Source organism: Streptomyces sp. NPDC055632, assembly GCF_053618675.1.
This window is the reverse complement of sequence record NZ_JBSHHY010000002.1, coordinates 215,593-240,325: the sequence shown is the minus strand read 5'-3', so window position 1 is coordinate 240,325 and position 24,733 is coordinate 215,593. Positions and strand designations below refer to the sequence as shown.

The window sequence follows — 24,733 nt, the reverse complement described above, 5'->3', positions numbered from 1 at the left end:
GCGCTCCACGGTCATACGCGTTCCACCGTTCCCCCGGCCACCGCGTACCGCGCCCCGGCCAGGACGCCCGGCACGTCGTCGTCCACGGCGGCCGTCACCAGGACCTGCTCGCCGTGCGCCACCAGCTCCGCGAGCCGCTCGCGCCGGCGCGCGTCCAGCTCGGCGAAGACGTCGTCGAGCACGAGGACCGGCTCGTTGCCCTCGGCCCGCAGCAGGTCGTACGAGGCCAGCCGCAGCGCGAGCGCGTACGACCAGGACTCGCCGTGGCTCGCGTACCCCTTCGCCGGCAGGTCCCCGAGCTTGAGCAGCAGCTCGTCCCGGTGCGGTCCGACGAGCGTGACGCCCCGCTCGACCTCCTGCTTGCGCACCTCGGCGAGGGCGGCGAGCACCTGCTCGTACAGCTCCTCGCGGGTGCTCCCGGGGCCCGGCGCGGAGGGCCGGTACTCCAGGAGGATCGGTCCGCCGCCGGGCGCGAGCTGTTCGTACGCCTTGTCCGCGAGCGGCTGCAGCACGCCGATGAGGTCGAGCCGCTGGGCGAGCAGCTCGGCGCCCGCCCGCGCCAGGTGCTGGTCCCAGACGTCCAGGGTCGACAGGTCCATGCCCCGGCCGCCGTGCCGCCGGGCCATCGCGGCCGACTTCAGGAGCGTGTTGCGCTGCTTGAGCACGCGCTCGTAGTCGGAGCGCACGCCCGCCATGCGCGGCGAGCGCGCCGTGATCAGCTCGTCGAGGAAGCGCCGGCGCTCGCCGGGGTCGCCCTTCACCAGGGCGAGGTCCTCGGGGGCGAACAGCACGGTCCGCACGATTCCGAGCACGTCACGCGGTCTGACCTGCGAGGACCTGTTGATGCGGGCGCGGTTGGCCCGGCCCGGGTTGAGCTCCAGCTCGATCAGCTGGGAGCGCTCGCCCTGGGTGACGGCGGCCCGGATCACCGCGCGCTCCGCCCCCATCCGGACGAGCGGGGCGTCGGAGGCGACGCGGTGGCTGCCGAGGGACGCGAGGTAGCCGACGGCCTCGACCAGATTGGTCTTGCCCTGGCCGTTCGCGCCCACGAAAGCGGTGACGCCCGGGTCGAGCGGGACCTCGACCCGGGCGTAGGAGCGGAAGTCGGCCAGCGACAGATGCGTGACGTGCATGGTTGGGCGCCGACCTTCCCCGGCTGCTGTGCACCGCCGGGTGCACAGCCTGTGGATTACTTCTTCTTCTCGACCGCGTGGCCGCCGAACTGGTTGCGCAGCGCGGCGATCATCTTCATCTGCGGGGAGTCGTCCTGGCGCGAGGCGAACCGCGCGAACAGGGACGCGGTGATCGCGGGCAGCGGCACGGCGTTGTCGATGGCGGCCTCGACGGTCCACCGGCCCTCGCCGGAGTCCTCCGCGTAGCCCCGCAGCGCGTCCAGGTGCTCGTCCTCGTCCAGGGCGTTGACGGCCAGGTCGAGCAGCCAGGAGCGGATGACCGTGCCCTCCTGCCAGGAGCGGAAGACCTCGCGCACGTCGGTGACGGAGTCGACCTTCTCCAGGAGCTCCCAGCCCTCGGCGTAGGCCTGCATCATCGCGTACTCGATGCCGTTGTGGACCATCTTCGCGAAGTGGCCGGCGCCGACCTTGCCCGCGTGGACCGAGCCGAAGTCGCCCTCGGGCTTGAGCGCGTCGAAGACCGGCTGGACCTTCGCCACGTTCTCGGCGTCGCCGCCGTACATCAGCGCGTAGCCGTTCTCCAGGCCCCAAACGCCGCCGGAGACGCCGCAGTCGACGAAGCCGATGCCCTTGGCGGCCAGCTCCTCGGCGTGCTTCTCGTCGTCCGTCCAGCGCGAGTTCCCGCCGTCCACGACGACGTCGCCGGGGGAGAGCAGGGCGGCCAGCTCGTCGATGGTGGACTGGGTCGCGGCACCGGCCGGGACCATGACCCACACGACGCGCGGACCCTTGAGCTTGCCCACAAGCTCTTCGAGGCTGTGGACGTCGGCGAGGTCCGGGTTGCGGTCGTATCCGATGACGGTGTGGCCTGCGCGGCGGATGCGCTCGCGCATGTTGCCGCCCATCTTGCCGAGACCGACGAGACCGAGCTCCATCAGAGATTCCTTAAGCGTCGTGTGCGGTTCGTACCCGCGTCCGAGCCTACGCCCGGACGCGGGTGCACACCTGTGGGGTCGGCCGCTCAGGCGAAGCCCCCACGAAGGCCGCGGAGCAAGCGGATCAGCCGCTGAGGCACACCGGCATGCCGCGGTCTCCCGGGGGACGCCCCCCGGACCCCGGCAGGCCCCACCGGGCATCAGCCGCTGAGGCGCACCGGCATGATCAGGTACTTGTAGGCCTCGTCCGCCTCGGCGTCCACGGCGGGCTTGCCGCTGAGCAGCGCCGGCTTGGTGGAGGTCGTGAAGGAGAGCTGGGCGACCGGGGAGTCGATCGCGCTCAGGCCGTCGAGCAGGAAGGTCGGGTTGAAGGCGATCGAGATGTCGTCGCCCTCCAGCTGCGCGTCGACCCTCTCCACAGCCTGTGCGTCGTCGCTGGAGCCCGCCTCCAGGATCAGCACGCCCTGCTCGAAGCTCAGCCGGACCGGGGTGTTGCGCTCGGCCACCAGGGCCACGCGCTTGACGGCCTCGACGAAGGGGGCGGTCTCGATCACCGCGACCGAGTTGAACTCGGTGGGGAAGAGCGTCCGGTACTTCGGCAGGTCGCCTTCGAGCAGCCGGGTGGTGGTGCGGCGGCCCGCGCCCTCGAAGCCGATGAGGCCCTCGCCCTTGCCGGAGCCGGAGAGCGCCAGGGTGACCGTGTCGCCGCTGGTGAGCGCCTTGGCGGTGTCCAGGAGGGTCTTCGCGGGCACCAGGGCGACCGCGGAGGCGTCCGGGGACTCCGGCTTCCACAGGAACTCGCGGACCGCGAAGCGGTAGCGGTCGGTGGAGGCCAGGGTGACCGTGTCGCCCTCGATCTCGATGCGCACGCCGGTGAGGACGGGGAGCGTGTCGTCGCGGCCGGCGGCGATGGCCACCTGCGCGGCGGCGGAGGCGAAGACCTCGCCGGGGACGGTGCCCGTCGCGGTGGGCATCTCCGGCAGCGCCGGGTACTCCTCCACAGGCAGGGTGTGGAGGGTGAAGCGGGAGGAGCCGCAGACCACGGTCGCCCGTACACCGTCTGTGGAGATCTCCACGGGACGGTTGGGGAGGGCGCGGCAGATGTCGGCGAGCAGGCGGCCGGAGACGAGGACGGTGCCGTCCTCCTCGACCTCCGCCTCGACCGAGACCCGCGCGGAGACCTCGTAGTCGAAGCTCGAGAAGCTCAGGGCGCCGTCCTCGGCCTTCAGCAGAAGGCCCGCGAGTACGGGCGCCGGCGGACGGGCCGGGAGGCTGCGGGCCACCCAGGCCACCGCCTCCGCGAGTACATCGCGCTCCACCCGGATCTTCACCGGAACCGCCTCCTGCTGTTGCTGGCTCTTCGTCGACTGCGGGAACCAGTCTGACGTACGCCGCCGACACTCGGTGCTGCTCGGGGTCAAGTCGGGACGAGGGGCGGTCGGAGCTCCGGCGCCGAGTTGTGCACAGGCCCCGCTTCAAAGCGGATTCCGAGCTAACTCTAGGTGGGAGTAGTAGTAGGGCCTGTGGAAACCGTGGATAACCCCGTCCACGCAGGTCAGACCCAGTTTTTTATCCACTGCGCCTGTGGGTGGAACCGGTGGAAAACCAGGGGTCTCTGTGGACACCCGAAAGTTCTGCACACCCCATACACAGGACACAGGGAGTTCTCCCCAGCGCTGTCCCCAGCTTTACCCAGGTTCCCCACAGCCCAATCGTCTCCCTTGGTGTGACGGCTTTCACTCGACGAGGTGAGGACGGGTGTTTCGTTGCCGAACAGTGGACAGCGCTGTGGAGAAGCTGTGGGCAACCGACCACTCCCTGTGGGCAGCCAGTGGACAACCTTCGAGGCCTCCTGTGGACGAAGGTTCTGTCCACAGTCTGTGGATAACGTTTGCCAACAATTCCCCAGGGACCTGATCTGGGGCGATGCCCTGTCACCAGGCAGCCCTGTGGACAAAATCCGGATAACTTCGCAGTCCCCACCCTGTGGACGGGTGATCATCCCGCAATCTGTGGAGAACCCGCCAGCGGAACGCCGCAATCGAACAGCTCCGCCTCGCCGCCGACCTGCCGTCGGCCCGTCCCCAGCCTGTGACCGGCCCGTGCCCGCCCCCCGACCGGCCCGCCCCGCCCGCTCGGAGCCCCCGAAACGCGCCCCCGGGATGCCTCCGGGGATGCCGCCGGGGAACGTCCTCCTGGGAACACCCCCCCCGGAAATGGCCCCGGAAACGCCGACGGGCGCCCCGGGAGGAGTCCCGGGGCGCCCGTCGGAGGTCGGAGGCGGTGTCGGCCGCCGTCGAGGGTGTCAGCCGTTCTTGATGCGGTTGGTCAGCTCGGTGACCTGGTTGTAGATGGAGCGCCGCTCCGCCATCAGGGCGCGGATCTTCCGGTCCGCGTGCATCACCGTCGTGTGGTCGCGGCCGCCGAACTGCGCGCCGATCTTCGGCAGCGACAGGTCCGTGAGCTCGCGGCACAGGTACATGGCGATCTGGCGGGCCGTCACCAGGACGCGGCTGCGGGAGGATCCGCAGAGGTCCTCCACCGTCAGGCCGAAGTAGTCCGCGGTGGCCGCCATGATCGCGGGAGCGGTGATCTCCGGCGCGCTGTCCTCGCCGCCGGGGATCAGGTCCTTGAGGACGACCTCGGTGAGCCCGAGGTCCACCGGCTGCCGGTTGAGGCTCGCGAAGGCCGTCACCCGGATCAGCGCGCCCTCCAGCTCGCGGATGTTCCGCGAGATCCGGGAGGCGATGAACTCCAGTACCTCCGGCGGGGCGTTGAGCTGCTCCTGCACCGCCTTCTTGCGGAGGATCGCGATGCGCGTCTCCAGCTCCGGCGGCTGCACGTCGGTGGTGAGGCCCCACTCGAAGCGGTTGCGGAGCCGGTCCTCCAGGGTCACCAGCTGCCGGGGCGGCCGGTCGGAGGAGAGCACGATCTGCTTGTTCGCGTTGTGGAGGGTGTTGAAGGTGTGGAAGAACTCCTCCTGCGTCGACTCCTTGCTCGCCAGGAACTGGATGTCGTCGACGAGCAGGATGTCCACGTCGCGGTAGCGCTTGCGGAAGGTGTCGCCCTTGCCGTCACGGATCGAGTTGATGAACTCGTTGGTGAACTCCTCGGAGCTCACGTACCGCACGCGCGTGCCCGGGTAGAGGCTCCGCGCGTAGTGTCCGATCGCGTGCAGCAGATGGGTCTTGCCGAGCCCCGACTCCCCGTAGATGAAGAGGGGGTTGTACGCCTTCGCCGGCGCCTCGGCCACCGCGACCGCGGCCGCGTGCGCGAACCGGTTCGAGGAACCGATCACGAAGGTGTCGAAGAGGTACCGGGGGTTCAGGCGCGCGTGCTGCTCGCCGGGGGCGCCGGAGCCCTGCCCGGAGGAACCGGAGGACGAGGAGCCGTGGACGCCCCCGGGGACGGGGCCGCCGCCCGGCCGGGGGCCGGGACGCGCGGCGTGGCCCGGCGGGTCGGGCAGCTCGGCGCGCTCGGGCCGCTGCTGCTCGTAGCCGTGGGAGGGCTCGTCGTAGCGCGTCTGCCGGGACTGCTCGGGCCCGGTGTACGGCGCGCGCTCCTGGTAGCCGCCGAGCCGCGGCTGCTGCCAGGAGAGGTCCTCCTGGGTGCGCGGCCAGGAGCCGGGGTCCGGCCGCTGCGGCTGCTGGTAGTCCGGGTAGGCCGGGCGCGCGGTCGGCAGCCCGTCGTCGGACATGGGCCGGTGCCCGTAGCCGTCGTACTTGTCGTACGAGTCGGACCGGTCGCGCTCGTCGTAGCGGGGCTGCGGCTGCGGCACGGTGGGCACGGGCGGCGCCGGCTCGCCGACGGAGTCGTCGACGGTGATCGCGATCCGGATCGGCCGGCCGCACTCGCGGCTGAGGGTCTCGCTGATCAGCGGGGCGAGCCGGCCCTCCAGGACCCGCTTCCCCCACTCGTTGGGCACGGCCAGGAGGGCTGTGTCGGCGACCAGGGCGAGCGGCTGGCAGCGCTCGATCCACTGCTTGTCCTTGGGCTCGATCCCCTGCTGGCCCTCGGCGAGGAGCTGTTCGAGGACCCGCGGCCACACTGCGGCAAGATCGGCAGGTACGTCAGCCACAGGGCACGCTTTCTCGCAGGTCCCACGAAGGTGTGGTTCTCGGGGACGGTGGATCGAAGTCCGGAAGACCGGTCCGTTGAGGACAGGTGAGGACAGAACGGAAAAGATTGTGGAGTCCGCCCACGGTAGTCGGGCGGACTGACGTGGTTCAAGTTGTTGTCCACAGCCTGTGCACAATGGGGGGTGACGACAGGTCGGTTTGACCGGATGGCGTAGCCGCGCGTACCGTAACCAGGTCGAGTTGTCGATGGCTGCTGCCGCCTGCCTCCGATGGGCAAAGATCACTCTCCGTGATCACGAAGCGGTGCACTCGGGCGTATTGCGAGCTACTCGTGGGCGCACGGTGACAGCCAGGCGATGTCCCGCCACCACCCGAATCATTTCTGGAGCCCCCGAGTGAGCAAGCGCACCTTCCAGCCGAACAACCGTCGTCGCGCCAAGACCCACGGCTTCCGCCTGCGGATGCGTACGCGCGCCGGCCGCGCCATCCTTGCGAACCGCCGTTCCAAGGGTCGCTCGGCGCTGTCCGCCTGATCCACTTAAACAGGTCATGACGTGCTGCCTACCGAGAATCGGCTGAGGCGGCGCGAGGACTTCGCAACCGCGGTACGCCGAGGGCGCCGGGCCGGTCGCCCGCTCCTCGTCGTCCACCTACACAGCGGTGCAACGGACCCGCACGCGCCTGGGGAGAGCGCTTCCCCGACGCGTGCGGGTTTCGTCGTGAGCAAGGCCGTGGGCGGTGCGGTCGTACGCAACCAGGTGAAGCGTCGTCTGCGTCACCTCGTCCGCGACCGCCTCTCCGCCCTGCCCCCCGGTAGCCTGGTGGTGGTACGGGCGTTGCCCGGAGCCGGCGACGCCGATCACGCACAGCTGGCCCGAGACCTGGACGCCGCTCTTCGGCGGCTCCTGGGAGGGGGCACGCGATGAAGTACCCGCTGCTGGCTCTCATCAAGCTGTACCAGTGGACGATCAGCCCCCTGCTGGGCCCCGTCTGCCGGTACTACCCGTCGTGTTCCCACTACGGATTCACGGCCATCGACCGGCATGGCGCGATCAAGGGCACGGCCCTGACCGCCTGGCGCATCCTGCGGTGCAACCCGTGGTCGCCCGGCGGTGTGGACCACGTCCCCCCGCGGAAGCGCCCCCGCTGGCACGAAATGCTGAGGAACGCGTTGCGCGGCGACAAGGGCGGGTCCACCGCCGAGACGAGCCCGGCCGCAGAGACCTCGCCCAATGCTCAAGGAGCCTGATTAGTGGACACGATTGCCAGTCTGTTCAGCTTCATCACCTGGCCCGTTTCCTGGGTCATCGTCCAGTTCCACAAGGTGTACGGAGCGATCTTCGGCCCCGACACCGGGTGGGCCTGGGGTCTGTCCATCGTGTCCCTCGTGGTCCTGATCCGCATCTGTCTGATCCCGCTCTTCGTGAAGCAGATCAAGTCGACGCGGAACATGCAGGCGCTCCAGCCGAAGATGAAGGCGATCCAGGAGCGCTACAAGAGCGACAAGCAGCGTCAGTCCGAAGAGATGATGAAGCTGTACAAGGAGACGGGCACCAACCCGCTCTCCTCGTGCCTTCCCATCCTGGCCCAGTCGCCGTTCTTCTTCGCCCTCTACCACGTGCTGTCCAACATCGCGTCGGGCAAGGAGATCGGCGTCATGAACCAGGCGCTGGTCGACAGCGCCCGGCAGGCCCACATCTTCGGCGCCCCGATCGCGGCGAAGTTCATGGACAGCCCGGAGAAGGTCGAGGCCCTCAACGCCTCGCTGACCGACGTCCGCATCGTCACCGCGATCATGATCATCATGATGTCGGCCTCGCAGTTCTTCACCCAGCGCCAGCTGATGATGAAGAACGTCGACCTCTCGGTGAAGACCCCGTACATGCAGCAGCAGAAGATGCTCATGTACATCTTCCCGGTGATCTTCGCCGTCATGGGCATCAACTTCCCCGTCGGCGTCCTCGTCTACTGGCTGACCACCAACGTGTGGACCATGGGCCAGCAGATGTACGTGATCAACCAGAACCCGACGCCGGGCAGCAAGGCCCAGGACGCCTACCTCCAGCGCCTGCTCAAGAGCATCACCCACCACGGCGAGGTCCGCGGCCGTCGCCGGAAGAGCGTCGTCAAGGTCGTCGTCGCCAAGGGCAGCGACCGCAACGAGAACGAGCGCCGCTTCTTCGGAGGCCTCGCCAAGGCGGGCTTCGCCGCCCAGGCCGACGGCACCGTGATCAAGGGCGACACCATCGCGGCCGAGGCCGAGGGCGGTGCCGCCGCCAAGCGCCAGCAGCCCAAGCGCCAGACCAAGGCCCAGCGCCAGGCCGCCGCGGCCCAGCCGGCCACGGCCAAGGACATCGACGAGGTCTCCGAGCCCGTCGCCGAGAAGGCCTCCCCCTCGCTGGAGAAGAAGCCCCAGGGTCCGGCCAAGACCGGTGCCTCCGACGTCACCGCCGCGAAGGACGAGGCCCAGGGCGACAAGCCCGCGCGTCCGAGCCGTGCCAACTCCGGCAACTCCCGCCAGCAGGGCAAGGCCGGTCAGCGCAAGGGCCAGCAGCGGCCCAAGCACCCCTCCTCCAAGAAGTAAGCCTCCCCCGACGCAAGAAGGAGCCCGTCCGTGACGGAAGGCACCACCTCCGCCGCCGCCGAGGGTGGCGACACCCTGACCCGCCTGGAGCAGGAGGGTGAGATCGCGGCCGACTACCTCGAAGGCCTGCTCGACATCGCCGATCTCGACGGCGACATCGACATGGACGTCGAGGCGGACCGGGCGGCGGTCTCGATCATCAGCGACTCCCACAGCCGTGACCTCCAGAAGCTGGTGGGCCGCGACGGCGAGGTCCTGGAGGCGCTCCAGGAGCTGACCCGCCTGGCCGTGCACCGGGAGACCGGGGACCGCAGCCGCCTGATGCTCGACATCGCCGGCTTCCGTGCCAAGAAGCGCACCGAGCTCGCCGAGCTGGGCGCCAAGGCCGCGGCCGAGGTGAAGGCCGGCGGCCAGCCGGTCAAGCTCGACCCGATGACGCCGTTCGAGCGCAAGGTCGTGCACGACGCGATCGCCGCCGCCGGTCTGCGCAGCGAGTCCGAGGGCGAGGAGCCGCAGCGCTTCGTCGTCGTGCTCCCGGCCTGACCCCTCACGTAGTCTCGGCCCCGTCTGTTCACAGGCGGGGCCGATCTTTGTCAGCCCGATAGTTCAGCCACCACCACAGTGCGCTCGCACGTCATGCGTGCGGTACGGAAGGACGGTTCCCGTGACGGAGGCAGCGGAGCTCCCCGAGGCGCCGGAGCAGGCACGGACAGTCTTCGGCGAGTACTTCCCGGAGGCCGTGCGGTACGCCGAGCTCCTCGCGGACGCGGGGGTGAAGCGCGGTCTGATCGGCCCGCGCGAGGTCCCGAGGCTCTGGGAACGCCACCTGCTGAACTGCGCCGTCCTCTCGGAGGTCGTCCCCGAGGGCGTCACGGTCTGCGACGTCGGCTCGGGTGCCGGTCTGCCCGGCATCCCGCTGGCCCTGGTCCGGCCGGACCTGAAGATCACGCTCCTGGAACCGCTGCTGCGCCGGACGAACTTCCTCCAGGAGGTCGTCGAGCTGCTCGGTCTCGACCACGTCACCGTGGTCCGGGGGCGCGCGGAGGAGATGCTCGGCAAGATCACGCCCGTACACGTGGTGACCGCGCGCGCGGTGGCTCCGCTGGACCGGCTGGCCGGCTGGGGCGTTCCTCTGCTGCGTCCGTACGGAGAGATGCTGGCGCTCAAGGGCGACACCGCGCAGGAGGAGATCGACGGTTCTCGTGCCGCCCTCTCCCGGCTCGGCGTGGTGGAGACCTCGGTGCTGCACGTGGGCGAGGGGATCGTCGATCCGATGTCCACGGTCGTCCGGGTGGAGGTCGGCGAGAGCCCCGGCGGTGTGCGGTTCGCGGCCAAGCGGGCCAAGGCCGCCCGTACGAGCAAGACCCGCCGACGCCGCTGACGGGACCCCGACGGCAGGGCCGGCTGACACCGCCGGGCGTCGCATACGTCCGATTTCGGAGTGTCGGCCGGTCCCGGCGGGATGGCACGGGCATGGTGTTTCACGTGAAACATCGCTCACTGCTGCAGGGGATCATCAGCCGTGGTCGGGCAGCCGCCACGCCCCGGGACCGTAGGCCCCGCGTGAATCCACCCGCGAGGGTTACGGAGATGTCCACAGAGGCGGATTCATCCACAGAACCCCCGACCTCGCTGGTTCGCGACCCCGAAAGCATGGCAGGCTCTCCTCATTGCGAGCCCGAAGTCGAGGAGAGTGAATCCTTGCGGTCCGACGCCAACATCGCGGGACCGATGACCGATCCGGTCCCCGGCCCCCGAACCGAATCGGTGGGAGGCGATGTTTCACGTGAAACATCGCCCTCCATGGAAACGCCGCCCCCCATGGACGACACCCCCATCGGTCGTGCTGCCCAGCTGGCAGTGGAGGCCCTGGGGCGTGCCGGTGAGGGGCTTCCCCGCCCGGCCCAGACTCGCGTCATGGTGGTCGCCAACCAGAAGGGTGGCGTGGGCAAGACGACCACGACGGTCAATCTCGCCGCGTCCCTGGCCCTGCACGGCGCCCGCGTCCTGGTCATCGACCTGGACCCACAGGGCAACGCCTCCACGGCGCTCGGCATCGACCACCACGCCAGCGTCCCCTCGATCTACGACGTCCTGGTGGACAGCCGGCCGCTCTCCGAAGTGGTGCAGCCCGTCATGGACGTGGAAGGCCTCTTCTGCGCCCCCGCCACCATCGATCTCGCCGGTGCGGAGATCGAGCTGGTGTCGCTGGTGGCGCGTGAGAGCCGTCTCCAGCGGGCGATCCAGGCCTATGAGCAGCCGCTGGACTACATCCTGATCGACTGCCCGCCCTCGCTCGGTCTCCTCTCGGTCAACGCCCTGGTGGCGGGGGCCGAGGTGCTGATCCCGATCCAGTGCGAGTACTACGCCCTGGAAGGCCTCGGGCAGCTCCTGAAGAACGTCGACCTGGTCCGTGGGCACCTGAACCCCACGCTCCACGTCTCGACCATCCTGCTCACCATGTACGACGGCCGCACGAGGCTCGCCTCCCAGGTCGCCGAAGAGGTGCGCACCCACTTCGGCGAGGAGGTGCTGCGGACCAGCATCCCCCGTTCCGTCCGCATCTCGGAGGCGCCGAGCTACGGCCAGACGGTGATCACGTACGATCCGGGCTCCAGCGGTGCTCTGTCGTACATCGAAGCGGCCCGTGAGATCGCCCTTCGGGGCGTCACCGTGAACTATGACGCCCAGCACGCACGTGTGGGGCACCAGAACCATCAGCGCAGCATGTCGGAGGGAATTCAGTGAGTGAGCGACGTAGGGGATTGGGGCCGCGTGGGCTCGGTTCGCTGATCCCGCAGAGCGCTCCGTCTCCCGAGTCGGCGGTGGCATGGGCCGAGGCAGTGAAGACGGCCGAGCCGAAGGCCCCCGCCGGGGCGTACTTCACCGAGATCCCGATCGACGCCATCGTGCCCAACCGGCACCAGCCGCGACAGATCTTCGACGAGGACGCCCTCGCGGAGCTGGTCACCTCCGTCAAGGAGGTCGGTCTGCTCCAGCCCGTGGTCGTCCGCAAGGTCGACGGCGACCGCTATGAGCTCGTCATGGGTGAGCGTCGTCTGCGGGCCTCCACGACGGCGGGTCTGGAGCGGATCCCGGCGATCGTCCGGGAGACCGACGACGAGAAGATGCTCCTGGACGCGCTCCTGGAGAACCTCCACCGGGCGCAGCTGAACGCGATCGAAGAGGCGCACGCCTACGAGCAGCTGCTCAAGGACTTCGGCTGCACTCATGACCAGCTCGCGGACCGGATCGGACGCTCCCGCCCGCAGATCTCCAACACGCTGCGGCTGCTGCGCCTCTCTCCCCCGGTGCAGCGCCGGGTCGCCGCCGGGGTGCTCTCCGCCGGCCACGCACGGGCCCTGCTCGGTGTGGAGGACATGGAGAGCCAGGACAAGCTGGCGGCCCGGATCGTCTCCGAGGGCCTCTCGGTGCGCTCCGTCGAGGAGATCGTGAGCCTCATGGGCTCCGAGGAGTCCGCCGGTGCGGTCAAGCCGAAGAAGCCGCGTGCCGGTGCCCGCGTCTCGCCCGCTCTCACGGACCTGGCCACCCGGCTCTCGGACCGCTTCGAGACCCGGGTGAAGGTCGACCTGGGGCAGAAGAAGGGCAAGATCGTCGTCGAGTTCGCCTCCATGGACGATCTGGAGCGGATCCTCTCGACCCTGGCCCCGGGCGAGGGCCGGGTCCTGGACCAGAAGAGCGTCGAACAGGGCGCCAAGGGCTGACCCCCTCGCGCACCCGCTTCACCGAGGTCACGCGAGGGCGGGCCACGATCCGGTTCCACCGGGCCGTGGCCCGCCCTTTGCCTGTGGGCGGTGTCCTCCCAATCGTCCGATCGATACGATTCCGAGAGGCACATGCGTACGCGAAGGCGAGGGAAGTGAGGAACAGCCGTGGGGCGTCGGCTCGTACCGCTCACGCTGGACAACCTTCCGGACCTCCCCACACGATGTCGCTCCTGCGTCTTCTGGGAGCTCGACCCGGTCAGCGGTGAGGCCGCCGTGAAGGCGGGACGCGCGGAGCCGGAGAAGGAGTCCTGGATCTCGGCCGTGCTCCTGGAGTGGGGCTCCTGCGGTCGGGTGGTCTATGTCGACGAGGTGCCGGTCGGATACGTCCTCTACGCTCCTCCGGCCTATGTGCCGCGGTCGACGGCCTTTCCGACGAGTCCCGTGGCGGCTGACGCCGTCCAGCTGATGACGGCGTGGATCATGCCGGGTTATCAGGGCCAGGGGTTGGGGCGCGTGATGGTGCAGACCGTGGCCAAGGACGTGCTGAGGCGGGGCTTCAAGGCGATCGAGGCGTTCGGGGACGCCCGCTGGAAGGAGCCGGCCTGTGTGCTGCCGGCCGATCATCTGCTCGCGGTGGGCTTCAAGACCGTCCGGCCGCACCACGCCTTTCCCCGGCTGAGGCTGGATCTCAGGACGACGCTCTCCTGGAAGGAGGACGTCGAGATGGCCCTGGACCGCCTGCTCGGAGCCGTACAGAAGGAACCGGCCCTACGGCCCCTCTAGGTTCCGGATACGAGAACGGCCCGCCCCGGTGAGGGAGCGGACCGCTGCTGTTCCGTGTGCGTGTTTCACGTGAAACAGCGAAGGAGCGTCAGGCCTTGGTCGGCTCGACGAAGCCCTCCAGGTCGCGCAGGATGGCCGCCTTCGGCTTGGCGCCGACGATGGTCTTCACGACCTCGCCACCCTGGTAGACGTTCAGCGTCGGGATGGACATGACGCCGTACTTGGCGGCCGTGGCGGGGTTCTGGTCGATGTTGAGCTTCACGATCTCGATCTCACCGTGCTCGGCGGCGATCGCCTCAAGGGAAGGGGCGATCTGGCGGCACGGGCCGCACCACTCGGCCCAGAAGTCCACCAGAACGGGCTTGCCGCTCTTGAGGACCTTCTCTTCGAAGTTGGCGTCGGTCACGGACTCCAGGGCCATAGGGGCCTCCTTGAACTCGTGGGGTGTAGGGGGAATGGGCAGAGGTCAGGCCACGGGGGTCTCGGCCAGCTTCTCGGGCTCGGCCACCTTCTCGGTGTCGGCGAGGGCGGCCAGGAAGCGCTCGGCGTCGAGCGCGGCGGAGCAGCCGGTACCGGCGGCCGTGATGGCCTGGCGGTAGGTGTGGTCGACGACGTCACCGGCACCGAAGACACCCGGGAGGTTCGTGCGCGTCGACGGGGCGGCGACCTCGAGGTAGCCCTCGTCGTCCAGGTCCAGCTGGCCCTTGAAGAGCTCGGTCCGCGGGTCGTGGCCCACGGCGATGAAGAGGCCGGTGACCGGGAGCTCGCGGGTCACGCCGGTCTTCGTGTCGCGCAGGGTCACGCCGCTGAGCTTCTGGTCGCCGTGGATCGTGGTGACCTCGCTGTCCCAGGCGAAGGAGATCTTCGGGTCGGCGAAGGCGCGGTCCTGCATGGCCTTCGAGGCGCGCAGGGTGTCGCGGCGGTGGACGATGGTGACGGACTTGGCGAAGCGCGAGAGGAAGGTGGCCTCCTCGATCGCGGTGTCGCCACCGCCGACGACGGCGATGTCCTGGTCCTTGAAGAAGAACCCGTCGCAGGTGGCGCACCAGGAGACGCCGCGGCCGGAGAGGGTGTCCTCGTTGGGGAGGCCGAGCTTGCGGTGCTGGGAGCCCGTGGTGACGATGACGGCCTTGGCGCGGTGCACGGTGCCGGCGGTGTCGGTGACGGTCTTGATCTCACTGGTCAGGTCCACGGCGACGACGTCGTCGGGGACGAGTTCGGCGCCGAAGCGCTCGGCCTGGGCCCGCATGTTGTCCATCAGGTCCGGGCCCATGATGCCGTCACGGAAGCCGGGGAAGTTCTCGACCTCGGTCGTGTTCATCAGGGCGCCACCGGCGGTGACCGCACCCTCGAAGACCAGAGGCTTCAGCGACGCTCGGGCCGTGTAGAGCGCAGCGGTGTATCCCGCGGGCCCCGAGCCGATGATGATCACATTACGGACGTCGCTCACGGGTTTCTTCCTCGTCTCTGCAGACTGCCACTGCCTACGGGGGTGGTTGTCTCGGTTGCTCACCCCACCCAACGGATCCTAAGGGGCGTGCATTCCCGAGACCGCCGCGCGGCACGTGACAGGGGCGGGAGAGAGGGGTTCAGGAGCGGGGGTAGGCCTTGCTGAGGAGGATCTCGGCGGCGGGGGCCCCGCTCTCCGCCCGGTCGGCGCAGGAGGCGTCGACCACATAGGCCTGGACGCGTGTGGTGTCGGTGGGGTCAGGCAGGACGAGCAGATAGGCGGCCTTCCCCTGGTACTCGCCCCGCTCGTGGCCAAGGACCGTGTCGGTGCGGCCGGTGCCGGCGAGGACACAGGCGGGGACGGCACTGTCGCCGCTCCGCCGGGGGGACGTGGCCCCGGTGTCGGAGGACATCGATTCGGGCCCGACCCCCTGGGGGGTTCTCAGCGTCTTGTCCGGGACCAGGAGGTCCTGGACCCGCTTCTCGACCGGTGATCCGGAGAAGGGGGCGGCAGCGGCCTCGACGGAGGCGTCGGCCTTCCTCGTACCGTTCGCCACGCCGTCGCCGGCCGTGTCGCCCGCCTGGCTGAGGTACAGGCTCGTTCCGAAGATCACGGCGCCGAAAGCGGCACCGACCGTGGAGAGCAGGGCGATCCGGCGGCGGTGCCGCCGGGGGCGCCCCGGGCCGGTGGCCGCGCGGGGACGTCCGGCGGGACGGTCCGGGACAGGAGAGGAGGAGGGGGACGGCTCTACGGAGGAGTGCGATGTTTCACGTGAAACGGCGGTCTCGCCGTCGTTGTCCGGGGCGGTGGCGTCGAGGAGGGCCTCGGCGGCGAGGGCGGCGTCGATCCGGCCCGCGATCTCGGCGGGCATCCGGGGCGGCCCGGGCAGGGTGCCGAGCAGACTCCGGATCTCCTCCAGGGAGGACCGCACGTCCGCACAGAGAGGACAGTCGTCCACGTGCCGGCGCACGGCCGCGGAACGGGACGGCGAGAGCAGCCCCTCGGTCAGGTCGGAGATCTCCGAGACGTCCGGGTGCTGTGTGGTGTCAGCCCTGTCGGCCGTGGAAGTCACGTGCGCCCACCTCCGCCCTTCACAGCAGCTGGATCAGTCGGTCCGGTGTCCGTCGGCCCCGGCACCGGTGGGACGGATGTCCCCGGCGTCCGGTTCCTTCCCCCTTCGGCGGCCTCGTTACCCACGGTGTCGGCACGCAGATGAGTGACCAGGGGAAGGAGGCGTGCCCGGCCCCGTGCGCAGCGGCTCTTCACGGTTCCGGCGGGAACGCCGAGGATACGGGCCGCTTCCGCGACCGGGTATCCCTGCATGTCGACCAGGACGAGGGCGGCCCGCTGGTCGGTGGGGATCGAGGCGAGCGCGGCCAGGACCTCGCGGTGGAGGTCCCGGCGCTCCACAGGTGCCTCGGCGGACTCGTGGGGGTCGAGGAGCTGTTCGAAGCGGTCGTCGTCGTTGACGGGCGAGGTCCGGCGGGAGGCGGTCTTGCGCGCCCGGTCGAGGCAGGCGTTCACCGTGATCCGGTGGAGCCAGGTCGTGACGGCCGACTGGCCGCGGAAGGTGTGGGCGGCGCGGAAGGCCGAGAGGAGCGCGTCCTGGACGGCGTCAGCGGCCTCCTCGCGGTCCCCCAGGGTCCGCAGGGCCACCGCCCACAGCCGGTCACGGTGCCGCCGCACGAGCTCACCGAAGGCATCGTGATCCCCGGCGACGTGACGGGCCAGGAGCTCCCGGTCGTCGGTGGCCTCGTCTATCGGATCGTCCAACGGTGAGCCCCCTCCCTGTGCGGTCGTCAGCCCAGGATCTTGATTTCCGTCAGCTTGCCGCGGAAGCCCCCGTCGTTGGCGGGCAGCTCGGTGAGCCAGATCAGAACGTAGCGGGTGGTGACGGGCCCGGTGGTCTTCAGCGTCATGTCGGTACCGGATGTGGATGCCCGGGTCGTGAACTGATCGGGCATGGTCGGCGCCGACACCGCGTCCGCGGGTGCGGTCCGCAGCTCCGCCGAGGTGTGTCCCAGGAACGACAGGTCGACCGAGCTGACCTTCTGGGCCTTGCCCAGGTCGAGGACGATGCCCACGCCGGACTTCAGGTTCCCGAAGCGGGCGGAGTAGTAGCTGTCGGTGTACCAGTAGGTGCCGGGGTCACCGTCGTAGGCCTTCGGTATGGCCTGAGGCTTCTCCGAACCGCCGCCCAGCGGGTCGAAGTCGTGCGCGGATTCGATGGAGATCGGCTTGGGCTGCACCGGCTTCTCGTCGGTCACGACCGTCGGGGGCGCTTCCGGTGTCTTGGGGGTGGCCTCCTTCGGGCCGAGGAGCCGGTCGGCGATCTGCCAGCTGCCCAGGCCCAGGGCGGCGATCAGCAGGGCCGAGACGGTCCACTTCAGCGCCCTGCCGGTGCGGCTCTGGAGCGGGGGCGGCGGGACGACGACCGTCTGGGTGGCCGCCGGGTGCGGCTGCGGACGCCCGTACGTGCCCTGCTGGTACGTCGTGCGCTGGTACTCGGGCGGGGCCGCGAACTCCGGCTCCGGCGGCTTCACGCGGGGCATCGTGGACACGGCCCTGGCCAGCTCGTCCGGCGTGGTGCAGGGCTGCTCCTGGCGCGAGGCGGTGGCCCCGTCGTTGGCGAGGGCGCGCATGGCGATCTCGGAGAGGCCCCGGTGGACGCCGGCGCGGACCTGGTCGGGGGGCAGCAGTCCGACGCCCTTGGGGAGCCCGGAGAGGCCGTGGGCGTCGCTCTCGTACGGCCAGCGCTGGGTGAGCGACGCGTACAGCAGGGCGCCGATGGCCTCGGTGTCGGTGCGCTGCGGACGTTCGGCCGTGATGCCGCGCAGGGCGGCGTTCACGGCGAGCCCGCGGATCCGGTACTGGCCGGTGGAGCTGCGCAGGACCGCGCTCGGGGTGAGCCGGAGGTGGGAGAGGCCTTCCCGGTGGGCGGCGGCCATGGCCTGGGAGACCTGGCTGACGAGCTGGTAGGCGTCGTGGGCCTCCAGCGGGCCGGCCGCGAGCAGCGCGGTCAGCTCGACGGAGTCGGGCAGCCACTCGTGCACGACGTACACGAGGTCGTTCTCCTCGACGGCGTCGAGGACCTGGACGAACCGGGGGTCGCCCAGGAGGGCGGCGGAGCGGGCCGCGGCCAGGACCGAACGTGCCCGGGGGTGGTCGGCGGGCAGCAGATGGACTCCGACGGCGCGCCGGAGCTTCTCGTCGACGGCCCGCCAGCTGCTGAAGCCGTCCAGACGAGTGACGCACTCCTCCAGCCGGTAGCGCCTGGCCAGTTTGTGGCCGCTGTGCAGTTCCGGAGCCGGGAGGGAGGGCTGTTCACCGCTCTGTCGTTCGACCGCCTTGTCGTCCGTGGCCTCGGCGGTCTTCCCCGCCGTTTTCTGTTCTTCCGCCACCCCGTCGGTCGCGGCCTTGTCCGCCTTGGCGGCCAGCGGGTCGTCACCGCTGTTGTCGGCCACGTCGACGGCAGCCGTGCTACGTTCCGCCACCGTCGTTCCTGCCTCCCCATCCGTTGCGCCACATCCAACAGCCAAGCCAATTGTGCCCACAGTCGGACGCTATGCACGACACGCGGTCCCCGTCGATGGTTGTGCGGGACCTCCGGTTCAGCGTCCCAGGCGGCCGCGGACCATGCCGACCAGGGTGTTCAGTTCCGTGATCCGCATGCGCTTGGCCGCGACGAAGAAGACTCCGAGGAGCACGGCCCCGCCGGCGACCAGGGCGACGAGCGAGCCGAGCGCGCCCTCGCCCAGGAGCTTCAGGAGACCGAACCCGACGGCACCGGCGACGATAGCGGCGGGCACGGAGGCCATGCAGAGCCGGGCGTAGGTCCGCAGCACGTGGGTGCCGTCCAGGTCGCCGCCCAGCCGGTTGCGGAGGCGGCGCCAGGCGACGCCGACGCCGACCGCGTAGGCGAGGCCGTACGAGGCGGCCATGCCGACGACGGCCCACTGGGCGGGCAGGACGACGTAGCAGACCGCCGAGGCGGCCGCGTTGACGGCGGCGACGATGACCGTGTTGTAGAAGGGCGTCCGGGTGTCCTCGTAGGCGTAGAAGCCGCGGAGCACGACGTACTGGACGGAGTAGGGGATCAGGCCGAGGCCGAAGGCCATCAGGATGAAGCCCATGCCCTGGGCGGCCTCGATGCCGCTGGAGGCGTAGAGCAGGGTGCACATGGGGACGCCGAGAGCCAGGAACGCGAAGGAGACCGGGACGATCGCGACGGCCGAGTTCCGCAGGCCCTGCGAGATGTCGTCGCGGACGGCGCCCGGGTCGTCGTCGTGGGCGGCGCGGGAGATGCGCGGCAGCAGCGCTGCCATCACGGAGACGGTGATGATGGCCTGCGGCATGCCCCAGATCAGCTGGGCGTTGGAGTAGGCGAGGAAGCCCGCGCCGTTCTTCCCGGACTCCTCGCCCGCGGCGGTGGCGAGCTGGGTGACGACCAGGACGCCCGCCTGGTTGGCGAGGACGAAGAGCACGGTCCACTTGGCGAGCTTGACGGTCTTGCCGAGCCCGTGGCCCTTCCAGTCGAAGCGGGGCCGGAAGCGGAAGCCCGTCTCGCGCAGGTACGGGATCATCGCCAGGGCCTGGACGACGAGGCCGAGCAGGGTGCCGATGCCGAGCAGGCGGATGCCCTCGTCCGGAATGGTCTGCACGCCCATCTGGGACTCGGCGGAGGTGCCGTAGACCCAGATGAACAGGCCGAAGGTGACGATCATGACGATGTTGTTGAGGACCGGGGTCCACATCATCGCGCCGAACTTGCCGCGGGCGTTGAGGATCTGCCCCATCACCACGTGCACGCCCATGAAGAAGATCGTGGGCAGGCAGTAGCGGGCGAAGGTGACGGCCACGCTGTTGGCCGCCGCGTCGTCGGCGATGGTGTTCGACATGAGCCGGATCAGCAGCGGCGCGGCGAAGACGGCCAGGGCGACGATCGCGGCGAGCGCCACCATGACCAGGGTGAGCAGACGGTTGGCGAAGGCCTCGCCGCCGTCCTCGTCGTTCTTCATCGAGCGGACGAGCTGCGGGACGAAGACCGAGTTGAGGCCGCCGCCGACGGTGAGGATGTAGATCATCGTCGGCAGGGTGTAGGCGATGGTGAAGGTGTCGCCGAGCAGGGCGGCGCCGAGCGCGCCGGTGATCACCAGGCTGCGGACGAAGCCGGTGAGGCGGGAGACCAGGGTGCCGGCCGCCATCACCGCGCTCGACTTGAGCAGCCCGGAGGCACGGCCGGTCTTCTTGGGGGCGGGCGCGGGCAGTGGGTCCGGCTCCGGGGTGGGCGGCGGCACCTGGCCGGGCGCCTGCTGGTCCCGGTAGAGGTGCGCGAAGGCGTCCGGCTCGGGCGCCTCCTCGCTCGCCCGGGTCACCAGGTCGTCGACGCCGGTGAACTGGACCGTGCGCGCGTCGTCGCCGTACGGAAGGTGGCGCGAGGGGCCGTCGGGCTCCGGCGCCGGGGTCTGCGCCCACACCCGGGGATCGGGGGCGTGCGGGGGCACGGCCGGCTGCTGGTAGAGCGCCTGGGGGTCCTGGTAGGTGCCGGGGGGCGGCGGCGGGTGCGCGGCACGGTCGTAGAGCGCCTCGGTCACCGGGTCCTGCGCGGAGAGGTCCTGCGCCCGGTACGGATCGTGGGCGTAGGCGTCCTGGACGTAGGGGTCCTGGGGGTAGGCGCCCTGGGCGTACGGATCCTGGGCGTAGGGGTCCTGCGCGTACGGGTTCTGCCCGGGCGAGTGCTGTGCCGGGGCACCCTGCTGAGGGGCCGGCGGGTGGCCGGGACCGGAGGGTGCCGCGGGCGTCCCACCGGACGGCGCGGTGCCGCCCGCGCCCTGGCCGCGGTCACCGTCGTACGGCGCGTTCATGGTTACCCCACCTCATCGTCCCCGGCCGACCGGCCACGACATCGCTCAACGGTCCACTTTCTCACCCGTGGCCGACGGGTCGCCGCTTTCGGGCCCGGTGTCCGGTGTCGGGTCACTCGGCTGCTCGGGTCCGTCCGCGCCGTGCTCCCCCGGCTCCGCGACCGGCCCGTCCGCCCCGGCCTCTTCCGACTCCCCGGCCTCGTCGGTCTCTTCGGTCGCCTCGGCCTCTTCGGCTTCCGCGGCCTGGGCCGCCAGTCGCTTGCGCTGGGTGTACATCCGCACACCGGCGAGGACGAGGAGGAGGACGCCTCCGGCGATCACCAGCATCACCGTGGGGGTGATCTCGGAGACCTTCACGGTGAACGACATCGGCTTCCCGTACGGGGTGCCGTCCTCGGTGTAGAGCTGGGCCGTCACCGGCACCTGGCCGTTCACGGCGGCCGTGGCGTCGAACTTCACCGACTGGCTGTGTCCGGCGCCGACCTTCACGGGCAGTTCGGCGATCCGTTCGCCGTTGATCTTCAGCCGGTTCCTGTTGTTGGAGGTGAGGCGGAGGACCAGGTGGTCCACGCCCTGCAGCAGCTTGTTCTGGACGGTGACGGGGATCGTCGCGCTGCGGCCGGAGAGCGTGAGGTCCGACTTGTCGACCAGCTGGATGCTCTTGGTGAGCCGCTGCAGATAGCCCTGGACGTTGCCCCGGTAGATCGCGGCCTCCCTGGTCCGGTCACGCCAGGACGTCGACATCTCGCGGTTGACCGCGTTGCCGAACGGGGTCACGACGCGGTCCGGGAACGTCAGGACGACCTTGAAGTCGTTCAGCTCGTCCCGGGTGGTCTTCATGTCACGGAAGGCCTCGACCGGCAGCTCACGGTCGCGCAGCTTCTTCGGGTACCGCGAGGCGGCGGGCACCGCGGTGGAGGCGTCCGGATCGGGCTTGGCCGTCGCCGCCGCGACGAGGTCGCTCGGCTGGCTCCAGCGCCGGCCGGAGAGGCCGCGCAGGGCGGTCGCCATGGTCTGCGCCTGGGCGACGGTCGGCACCCGCTGGGGGGCGACCACGACGTTCCGCTGCTTCTCCGGCTGCTCCAGGGTGATCGCGAGCGACTGGGAGAGGAACTCCTGGACGGCGAGCGTGGAGTTCTCCGCGCGGACCATGTCGCCCTCGAAGGCGGTGGACAGGAGCGCGTCGCTCACCACGGCCGTGGTGCTGCCGTCGCCCAGGGGGCGGGCCGCCGTGGGCGTGTAGGGGAGCTCGTCGCGGACGCTGTCGCTGCGGGCGATCACCTTGTCGGCGCCGGCCGAGGTCGCGACCGCCACGATGGCGGGGTCGACGGCCCCTTCGACGGGCCAGGCGAAGTCGGTGGAGGGCTGCACGTGGAGGACGGTCTCGACCGTCATCCCGGCGAGGGCGGTGGCCGACTGGAGGTGCCCCAGGGAGCCGGGGACGTCCTTGCCGCGGTGGGCCAGGGAGGCGAGGTCGGGGTCGGCGAAGGGGAGGGCGACGACCTTGTGCCCCTGCACCGCCTTCTCCAGCGCGTCCAGCCACCGCCCGGCGAGTTCCTTGTGGGTGCCGGGGACGTGCAGGGAGCCGTCCTTGATGCGGTAGCCGTTCGCCATGGCGTCGACGGTGGCCAGCAGATCGGGATCGATCACCCAGGTGACCGGCAGGTCCTTGCCCAGCGCCACCATCTGGTCGAGGCGCCCGCCCGGGCGCAGCTCGGTTACCAGGGCGTCGTCCTCGAAGACCGGGGTCTGCTGGTCGTCCGTGGCCGTCTCCGCCGAGACGTGGGCCGAGGCGATCAGCGGCCAGAGGTAGGTGATCTGGGTCTTCTTCTCGGTGGGCTCGGGCTGGTACGGCAGGAAGGTCCGCTCGATGCCGAGCACCCGGGGGTAGGAGCGGTCCGGGGTCTGCCCGGTGAGGGAGACGCCGAGCTGGTAGACGCCCGCCCCGTCGAGTCCGAGGTCGGCGACCGGGACGGAGAGGGAGAACTCCGCACTGAGACCGGCGCCCAGCTTGGGGATCTTGGCGGTGGGGGCGTCCGGCACGGGAGCGGGATCACTGTCGTCCCGGTAGCCCGTGCGCCCCGTCACCTGCTCGATCTCGCTCCGGCTGGTCATCAGGGGCCCGACGCGCAGTTCGACGGACGCGTCGGTGACGGGCTTCTTGCCCCGGTTGGTGACCGTGCCCTTGAGGGTGACGGTGTCGCCCTCGACGGGGGTGTTCGGCGTCAGGGTGTCGATCGACACGTCGACGGTCTTCGATCCGTTGGCGTCCTCGGCGGTGATCGCCGAAGGAGCGGTGACTGCGGAGGAAGCTGTGACTGCGGAGGGGGCGACTGCCGCGGGGGAGGCGGAGACCGGAGCCTGGAGCAGTCCGGCGAGAAGGGGTGCTCCTACGGTGACGGTGAGTGTGCGCCGCAGCCATCGGCGGGCAGGTGAGGGAGCGGTCCCCTTGATGTCTGCCGCCTCGGCCACGCGTTCGCCCGTCCTCGTCGTTGTCTGTGGTGTCGGGGGTTCCCGGTTGCTGTGTCCAGGCATGGTAACGAGGCATGCTGGGAGCAAGTGCCGGGGACTGCTCCAGGCGATCTTCGACCGGCCGCCGGCGCACGCGGACCGGTGTCCCGCACCCGGGAAGTGGGGCGGCCCCGCTCCCGGAAAACGAGGACGTCGGGGTGAGCCGGGGCACGTACCCTTTTCTGTTGTGCCGAACGCCAACGAAGACACCCCGACTGCACTGAGCCAGGTGCAACGCCGCGCGGTCAGTGAACTACTGCGCGTGTCCCCCGCCGCCGACGACCTCGCCCGCCGCTTCGAGGAGGCCGGGTTCAGCCTCGCGCTGGTCGGTGGCTCGGTACGGGACGCCCTGCTCGGCCGGCTCGGCAACGACCTGGACTTCACCACCGACGCGCGCCCCGAGGACGTACTGAAGATCGTCCGCCCGTGGGCCGACGCCGTGTGGGAGGTCGGCATCGCCTTCGGGACGGTCGGCTGCCAGAAGGACGCCCGCGTCGGGGACACCGTTCAGCGCTTCCAGATCGAGGTCACCACGTACCGCTCGGAGGCGTACGACCGGACCTCGCGCAAGCCCGAGGTCTCCTACGGCGACTCGATCGAGGAGGACCTCGTCCGGCGTGACTTCACCGTCAACGCCATGGCCGTGGCGCTCCCCGCGAAGGAGTTCATCGACCCGTACGGCGGCCTTGAGGACCTGGCCGCCCGGGTGCTGCGTACGCCGGGCACGCCGGAGGAGTCCTTCTCCGACGACCCGCTGCGCATGATGCGGGCCGCGCGGTTCGCCGCGCAGCTGGACTTCGAGGTCGCCCCCGAGGTCGTCACGGCCATGAAGGAGATGTCCGGCCGGCTCGAGATCGTCTCCGCCGAGCGCATCCGCGAGGAGCTCAACAAGCTCCTCCTCTCGGCGCACCCGCGGAAGGGCCTCGGCCTTCTCGTGGACACCGGTCTCGCCGAGCACGTGCTGCCCGAGCTGCCGTCGCTGCGGCTGGAGAGCGATGAGCACCACCGGCACAAGGACGTCTACGAGCACTCGCTGACCGTGCTCGACCAGGCGATCGACCTGGAGGAGGACGGCCCCGACCTGGTGCTGCGCATCGCGGCCCTGCTGCACGACATCGGCAAGCCGCGCACCCGTCGCTTCGAGAAGGACGGGCGGGTCTCCTTCCACCACCACGAAGTCGTGGGCGCGAAGATGACCAAGAAGCGCATGACCGCGCTCAAGTACTCCAACGAGATGATCAAGGACGTCTCGCGCCTCGTGGAGCTGCACCTCCGCTTCCACGGTTACGGGACCGGAGAGTGGACCGACTCGGCCGTGCGCCGCTATGTGCGGGACGCCGGTCCGCTGCTCTCGCGCCTGCACAAGCTGACCCGCTCGGACTGCACCACGCGCAACAAGCGCAAGGCCGCAGCGCTCTCCCGCGCCTACGACGGCCTGGAGGAGCGCATCGCCCAGCTTCAGGAGCAGGAGGAGCTGGACGCCATCCGTCCCGACCTCGACGGCAACCAGATCCAGGAGATCCTGGGCATCGGCCCCGGCCCGGCCATCGGGCAGGCGTACAAGTTCCTCCTTGAGCTCCGGCTGGAGAACGGCCCCATGGAACACGACCGGGCCGTCGCCGCGCTCAAGGAGTGGTGGGCGACGCAGGGTTGAACGGATCCCGAC

21 protein-coding genes are annotated in these 24,733 nt (G+C 70.2%); 10 read left to right on the top strand and 11 right to left on the bottom strand.

Annotation, left to right across the window (positions count from 1 at the left end):
- Positions 1-11 precede the first annotated feature (11 nt).
- The 4 genes from recF to dnaA all read right to left on the bottom strand — a co-directional run bounded on the left by recF (position 12) and on the right by dnaA (position 6,146).
- Positions 12-1,133: a DNA replication/repair protein RecF gene (recF, locus tag ACWGSR_RS03645; protein ID WP_376231627.1), complete on the bottom strand. Its 1,122-nt coding sequence runs from the start codon at positions 1,131-1,133 to the stop codon at positions 12-14.
- A 56-nt stretch (positions 1,134-1,189) separates the two neighbouring features.
- Positions 1,190-2,068, bottom strand: a complete 879-nt coding sequence (gene gnd, locus ACWGSR_RS03640; RefSeq protein WP_453563282.1) for a phosphogluconate dehydrogenase (NAD(+)-dependent, decarboxylating) — start codon at positions 2,066-2,068, stop codon at positions 1,190-1,192.
- A 200-nt stretch (positions 2,069-2,268) separates the two neighbouring features.
- Entirely contained in the window at positions 2,269-3,399 is a 1,131-nt protein-coding gene (gene dnaN / locus ACWGSR_RS03635) for a DNA polymerase III subunit beta (protein WP_030205035.1), read from the bottom strand.
- Positions 3,400-4,373: 974 nt separating this feature from the next.
- On the bottom strand, positions 4,374-6,146 hold the full coding sequence (gene dnaA, locus ACWGSR_RS03630; RefSeq protein WP_453563281.1) for a chromosomal replication initiator protein DnaA: 1,773 nt from the start codon (positions 6,144-6,146) through the stop codon (positions 4,374-4,376).
- A 396-nt stretch (positions 6,147-6,542) separates the two neighbouring features.
- Between dnaA and rpmH the strand changes: the two genes are divergently transcribed.
- The 9 genes from rpmH to ACWGSR_RS03585 all read left to right on the top strand — a co-directional run bounded on the left by rpmH (position 6,543) and on the right by ACWGSR_RS03585 (position 13,242).
- A complete protein-coding gene (rpmH, locus tag ACWGSR_RS03625; RefSeq protein ID WP_007265229.1) occupies positions 6,543-6,680 on the top strand; it encodes a 50S ribosomal protein L34 in 138 nt (45 codons plus the stop codon).
- Between the two features lie 21 nt (positions 6,681-6,701).
- Positions 6,702-7,073: a ribonuclease P protein component gene (rnpA, locus tag ACWGSR_RS03620; protein ID WP_376230925.1), complete on the top strand. Its 372-nt coding sequence runs from the start codon at positions 6,702-6,704 to the stop codon at positions 7,071-7,073.
- A complete protein-coding gene (yidD, locus tag ACWGSR_RS03615; RefSeq protein ID WP_015034858.1) occupies positions 7,070-7,396 on the top strand; it encodes a membrane protein insertion efficiency factor YidD in 327 nt (108 codons plus the stop codon). The genes rnpA and yidD overlap by 4 nt, the downstream gene beginning before the upstream one ends.
- Before the next feature lie 3 nt (positions 7,397-7,399).
- On the top strand, positions 7,400-8,731 hold the full coding sequence (yidC, locus tag ACWGSR_RS03610) for a membrane protein insertase YidC (RefSeq protein ID WP_453563279.1): 1,332 nt from the start codon (positions 7,400-7,402) through the stop codon (positions 8,729-8,731).
- A gap of 30 nt (positions 8,732-8,761) precedes the next feature.
- Positions 8,762-9,274: a Jag family protein gene (locus tag ACWGSR_RS03605; RefSeq protein WP_366373210.1), complete on the top strand. Its 513-nt coding sequence runs from the start codon at positions 8,762-8,764 to the stop codon at positions 9,272-9,274.
- A 121-nt stretch (positions 9,275-9,395) separates the two neighbouring features.
- Positions 9,396-10,112, top strand: a complete 717-nt coding sequence (gene rsmG, locus ACWGSR_RS03600; RefSeq protein ID WP_401548400.1) for a 16S rRNA (guanine(527)-N(7))-methyltransferase RsmG — start codon at positions 9,396-9,398, stop codon at positions 10,110-10,112.
- 272 nt (positions 10,113-10,384) lie between these two features.
- The gene (locus tag ACWGSR_RS03595) at positions 10,385-11,479 is read left to right on the top strand and encodes a ParA family protein (protein WP_453563642.1); all 1,095 of its coding nucleotides are present in this window, start codon (positions 10,385-10,387) and stop codon (positions 11,477-11,479) included.
- The gene (locus ACWGSR_RS03590) at positions 11,476-12,456 is read left to right on the top strand and encodes a ParB/RepB/Spo0J family partition protein (protein ID WP_453563276.1); all 981 of its coding nucleotides are present in this window, start codon (positions 11,476-11,478) and stop codon (positions 12,454-12,456) included. Before ACWGSR_RS03595 ends, ACWGSR_RS03590 begins: the two co-directional genes overlap by 4 nt.
- Positions 12,457-12,624: 168 nt before the next feature.
- The gene (locus tag ACWGSR_RS03585) at positions 12,625-13,242 is read left to right on the top strand and encodes a GNAT family N-acetyltransferase (RefSeq protein ID WP_376230929.1); all 618 of its coding nucleotides are present in this window, start codon (positions 12,625-12,627) and stop codon (positions 13,240-13,242) included.
- An 88-nt stretch (positions 13,243-13,330) separates the two neighbouring features.
- Here ACWGSR_RS03585 and trxA read toward each other — a convergent pair whose 3' ends face one another.
- The 7 genes from trxA to ACWGSR_RS03550 all read right to left on the bottom strand — a co-directional run bounded on the left by trxA (position 13,331) and on the right by ACWGSR_RS03550 (position 23,028).
- Positions 13,331-13,663, bottom strand: a complete 333-nt coding sequence (trxA, locus tag ACWGSR_RS03580; RefSeq protein ID WP_376230930.1) for a thioredoxin — start codon at positions 13,661-13,663, stop codon at positions 13,331-13,333.
- A gap of 45 nt (positions 13,664-13,708) precedes the next feature.
- On the bottom strand, positions 13,709-14,692 hold the full coding sequence (gene trxB / locus ACWGSR_RS03575) for a thioredoxin-disulfide reductase (protein WP_453563274.1): 984 nt from the start codon (positions 14,690-14,692) through the stop codon (positions 13,709-13,711).
- A gap of 139 nt (positions 14,693-14,831) precedes the next feature.
- Positions 14,832-15,764 (bottom strand): hypothetical protein, encoded by a 933-nt coding sequence (locus ACWGSR_RS03570; RefSeq protein WP_453563272.1) that lies wholly within the window; start codon positions 15,762-15,764, stop codon positions 14,832-14,834.
- Entirely contained in the window at positions 15,761-16,495 is a 735-nt protein-coding gene (sigM, locus tag ACWGSR_RS03565; RefSeq protein ID WP_453563640.1) for an RNA polymerase sigma factor SigM, read from the bottom strand. The genes ACWGSR_RS03570 and sigM overlap by 4 nt, the downstream gene beginning before the upstream one ends.
- Positions 16,492-18,186, bottom strand: coding sequence for a protein kinase family protein (locus tag ACWGSR_RS03560; RefSeq protein WP_453563270.1), 1,695 nt, complete (start codon positions 18,184-18,186; stop codon positions 16,492-16,494). Before ACWGSR_RS03560 ends, sigM begins: the two co-directional genes overlap by 4 nt.
- Before the next feature lie 117 nt (positions 18,187-18,303).
- Positions 18,304-20,556 (bottom strand): murein biosynthesis integral membrane protein MurJ, encoded by a 2,253-nt coding sequence (gene murJ, locus ACWGSR_RS03555; protein ID WP_453563269.1) that lies wholly within the window; start codon positions 20,554-20,556, stop codon positions 18,304-18,306.
- A 45-nt stretch (positions 20,557-20,601) separates the two neighbouring features.
- The gene (locus tag ACWGSR_RS03550; RefSeq protein ID WP_453563268.1) at positions 20,602-23,028 is read right to left on the bottom strand and encodes a DUF6049 family protein; all 2,427 of its coding nucleotides are present in this window, start codon (positions 23,026-23,028) and stop codon (positions 20,602-20,604) included.
- A gap of 226 nt (positions 23,029-23,254) precedes the next feature.
- Between ACWGSR_RS03550 and ACWGSR_RS03545 the strand changes: the two genes are divergently transcribed.
- Complete coding sequence (locus tag ACWGSR_RS03545; RefSeq protein ID WP_376230937.1) at positions 23,255-24,721, top strand: CCA tRNA nucleotidyltransferase; 1,467 nt, start codon at positions 23,255-23,257, stop codon at positions 24,719-24,721.
- The last annotated feature ends 12 nt before the right edge of the window (positions 24,722-24,733 follow it).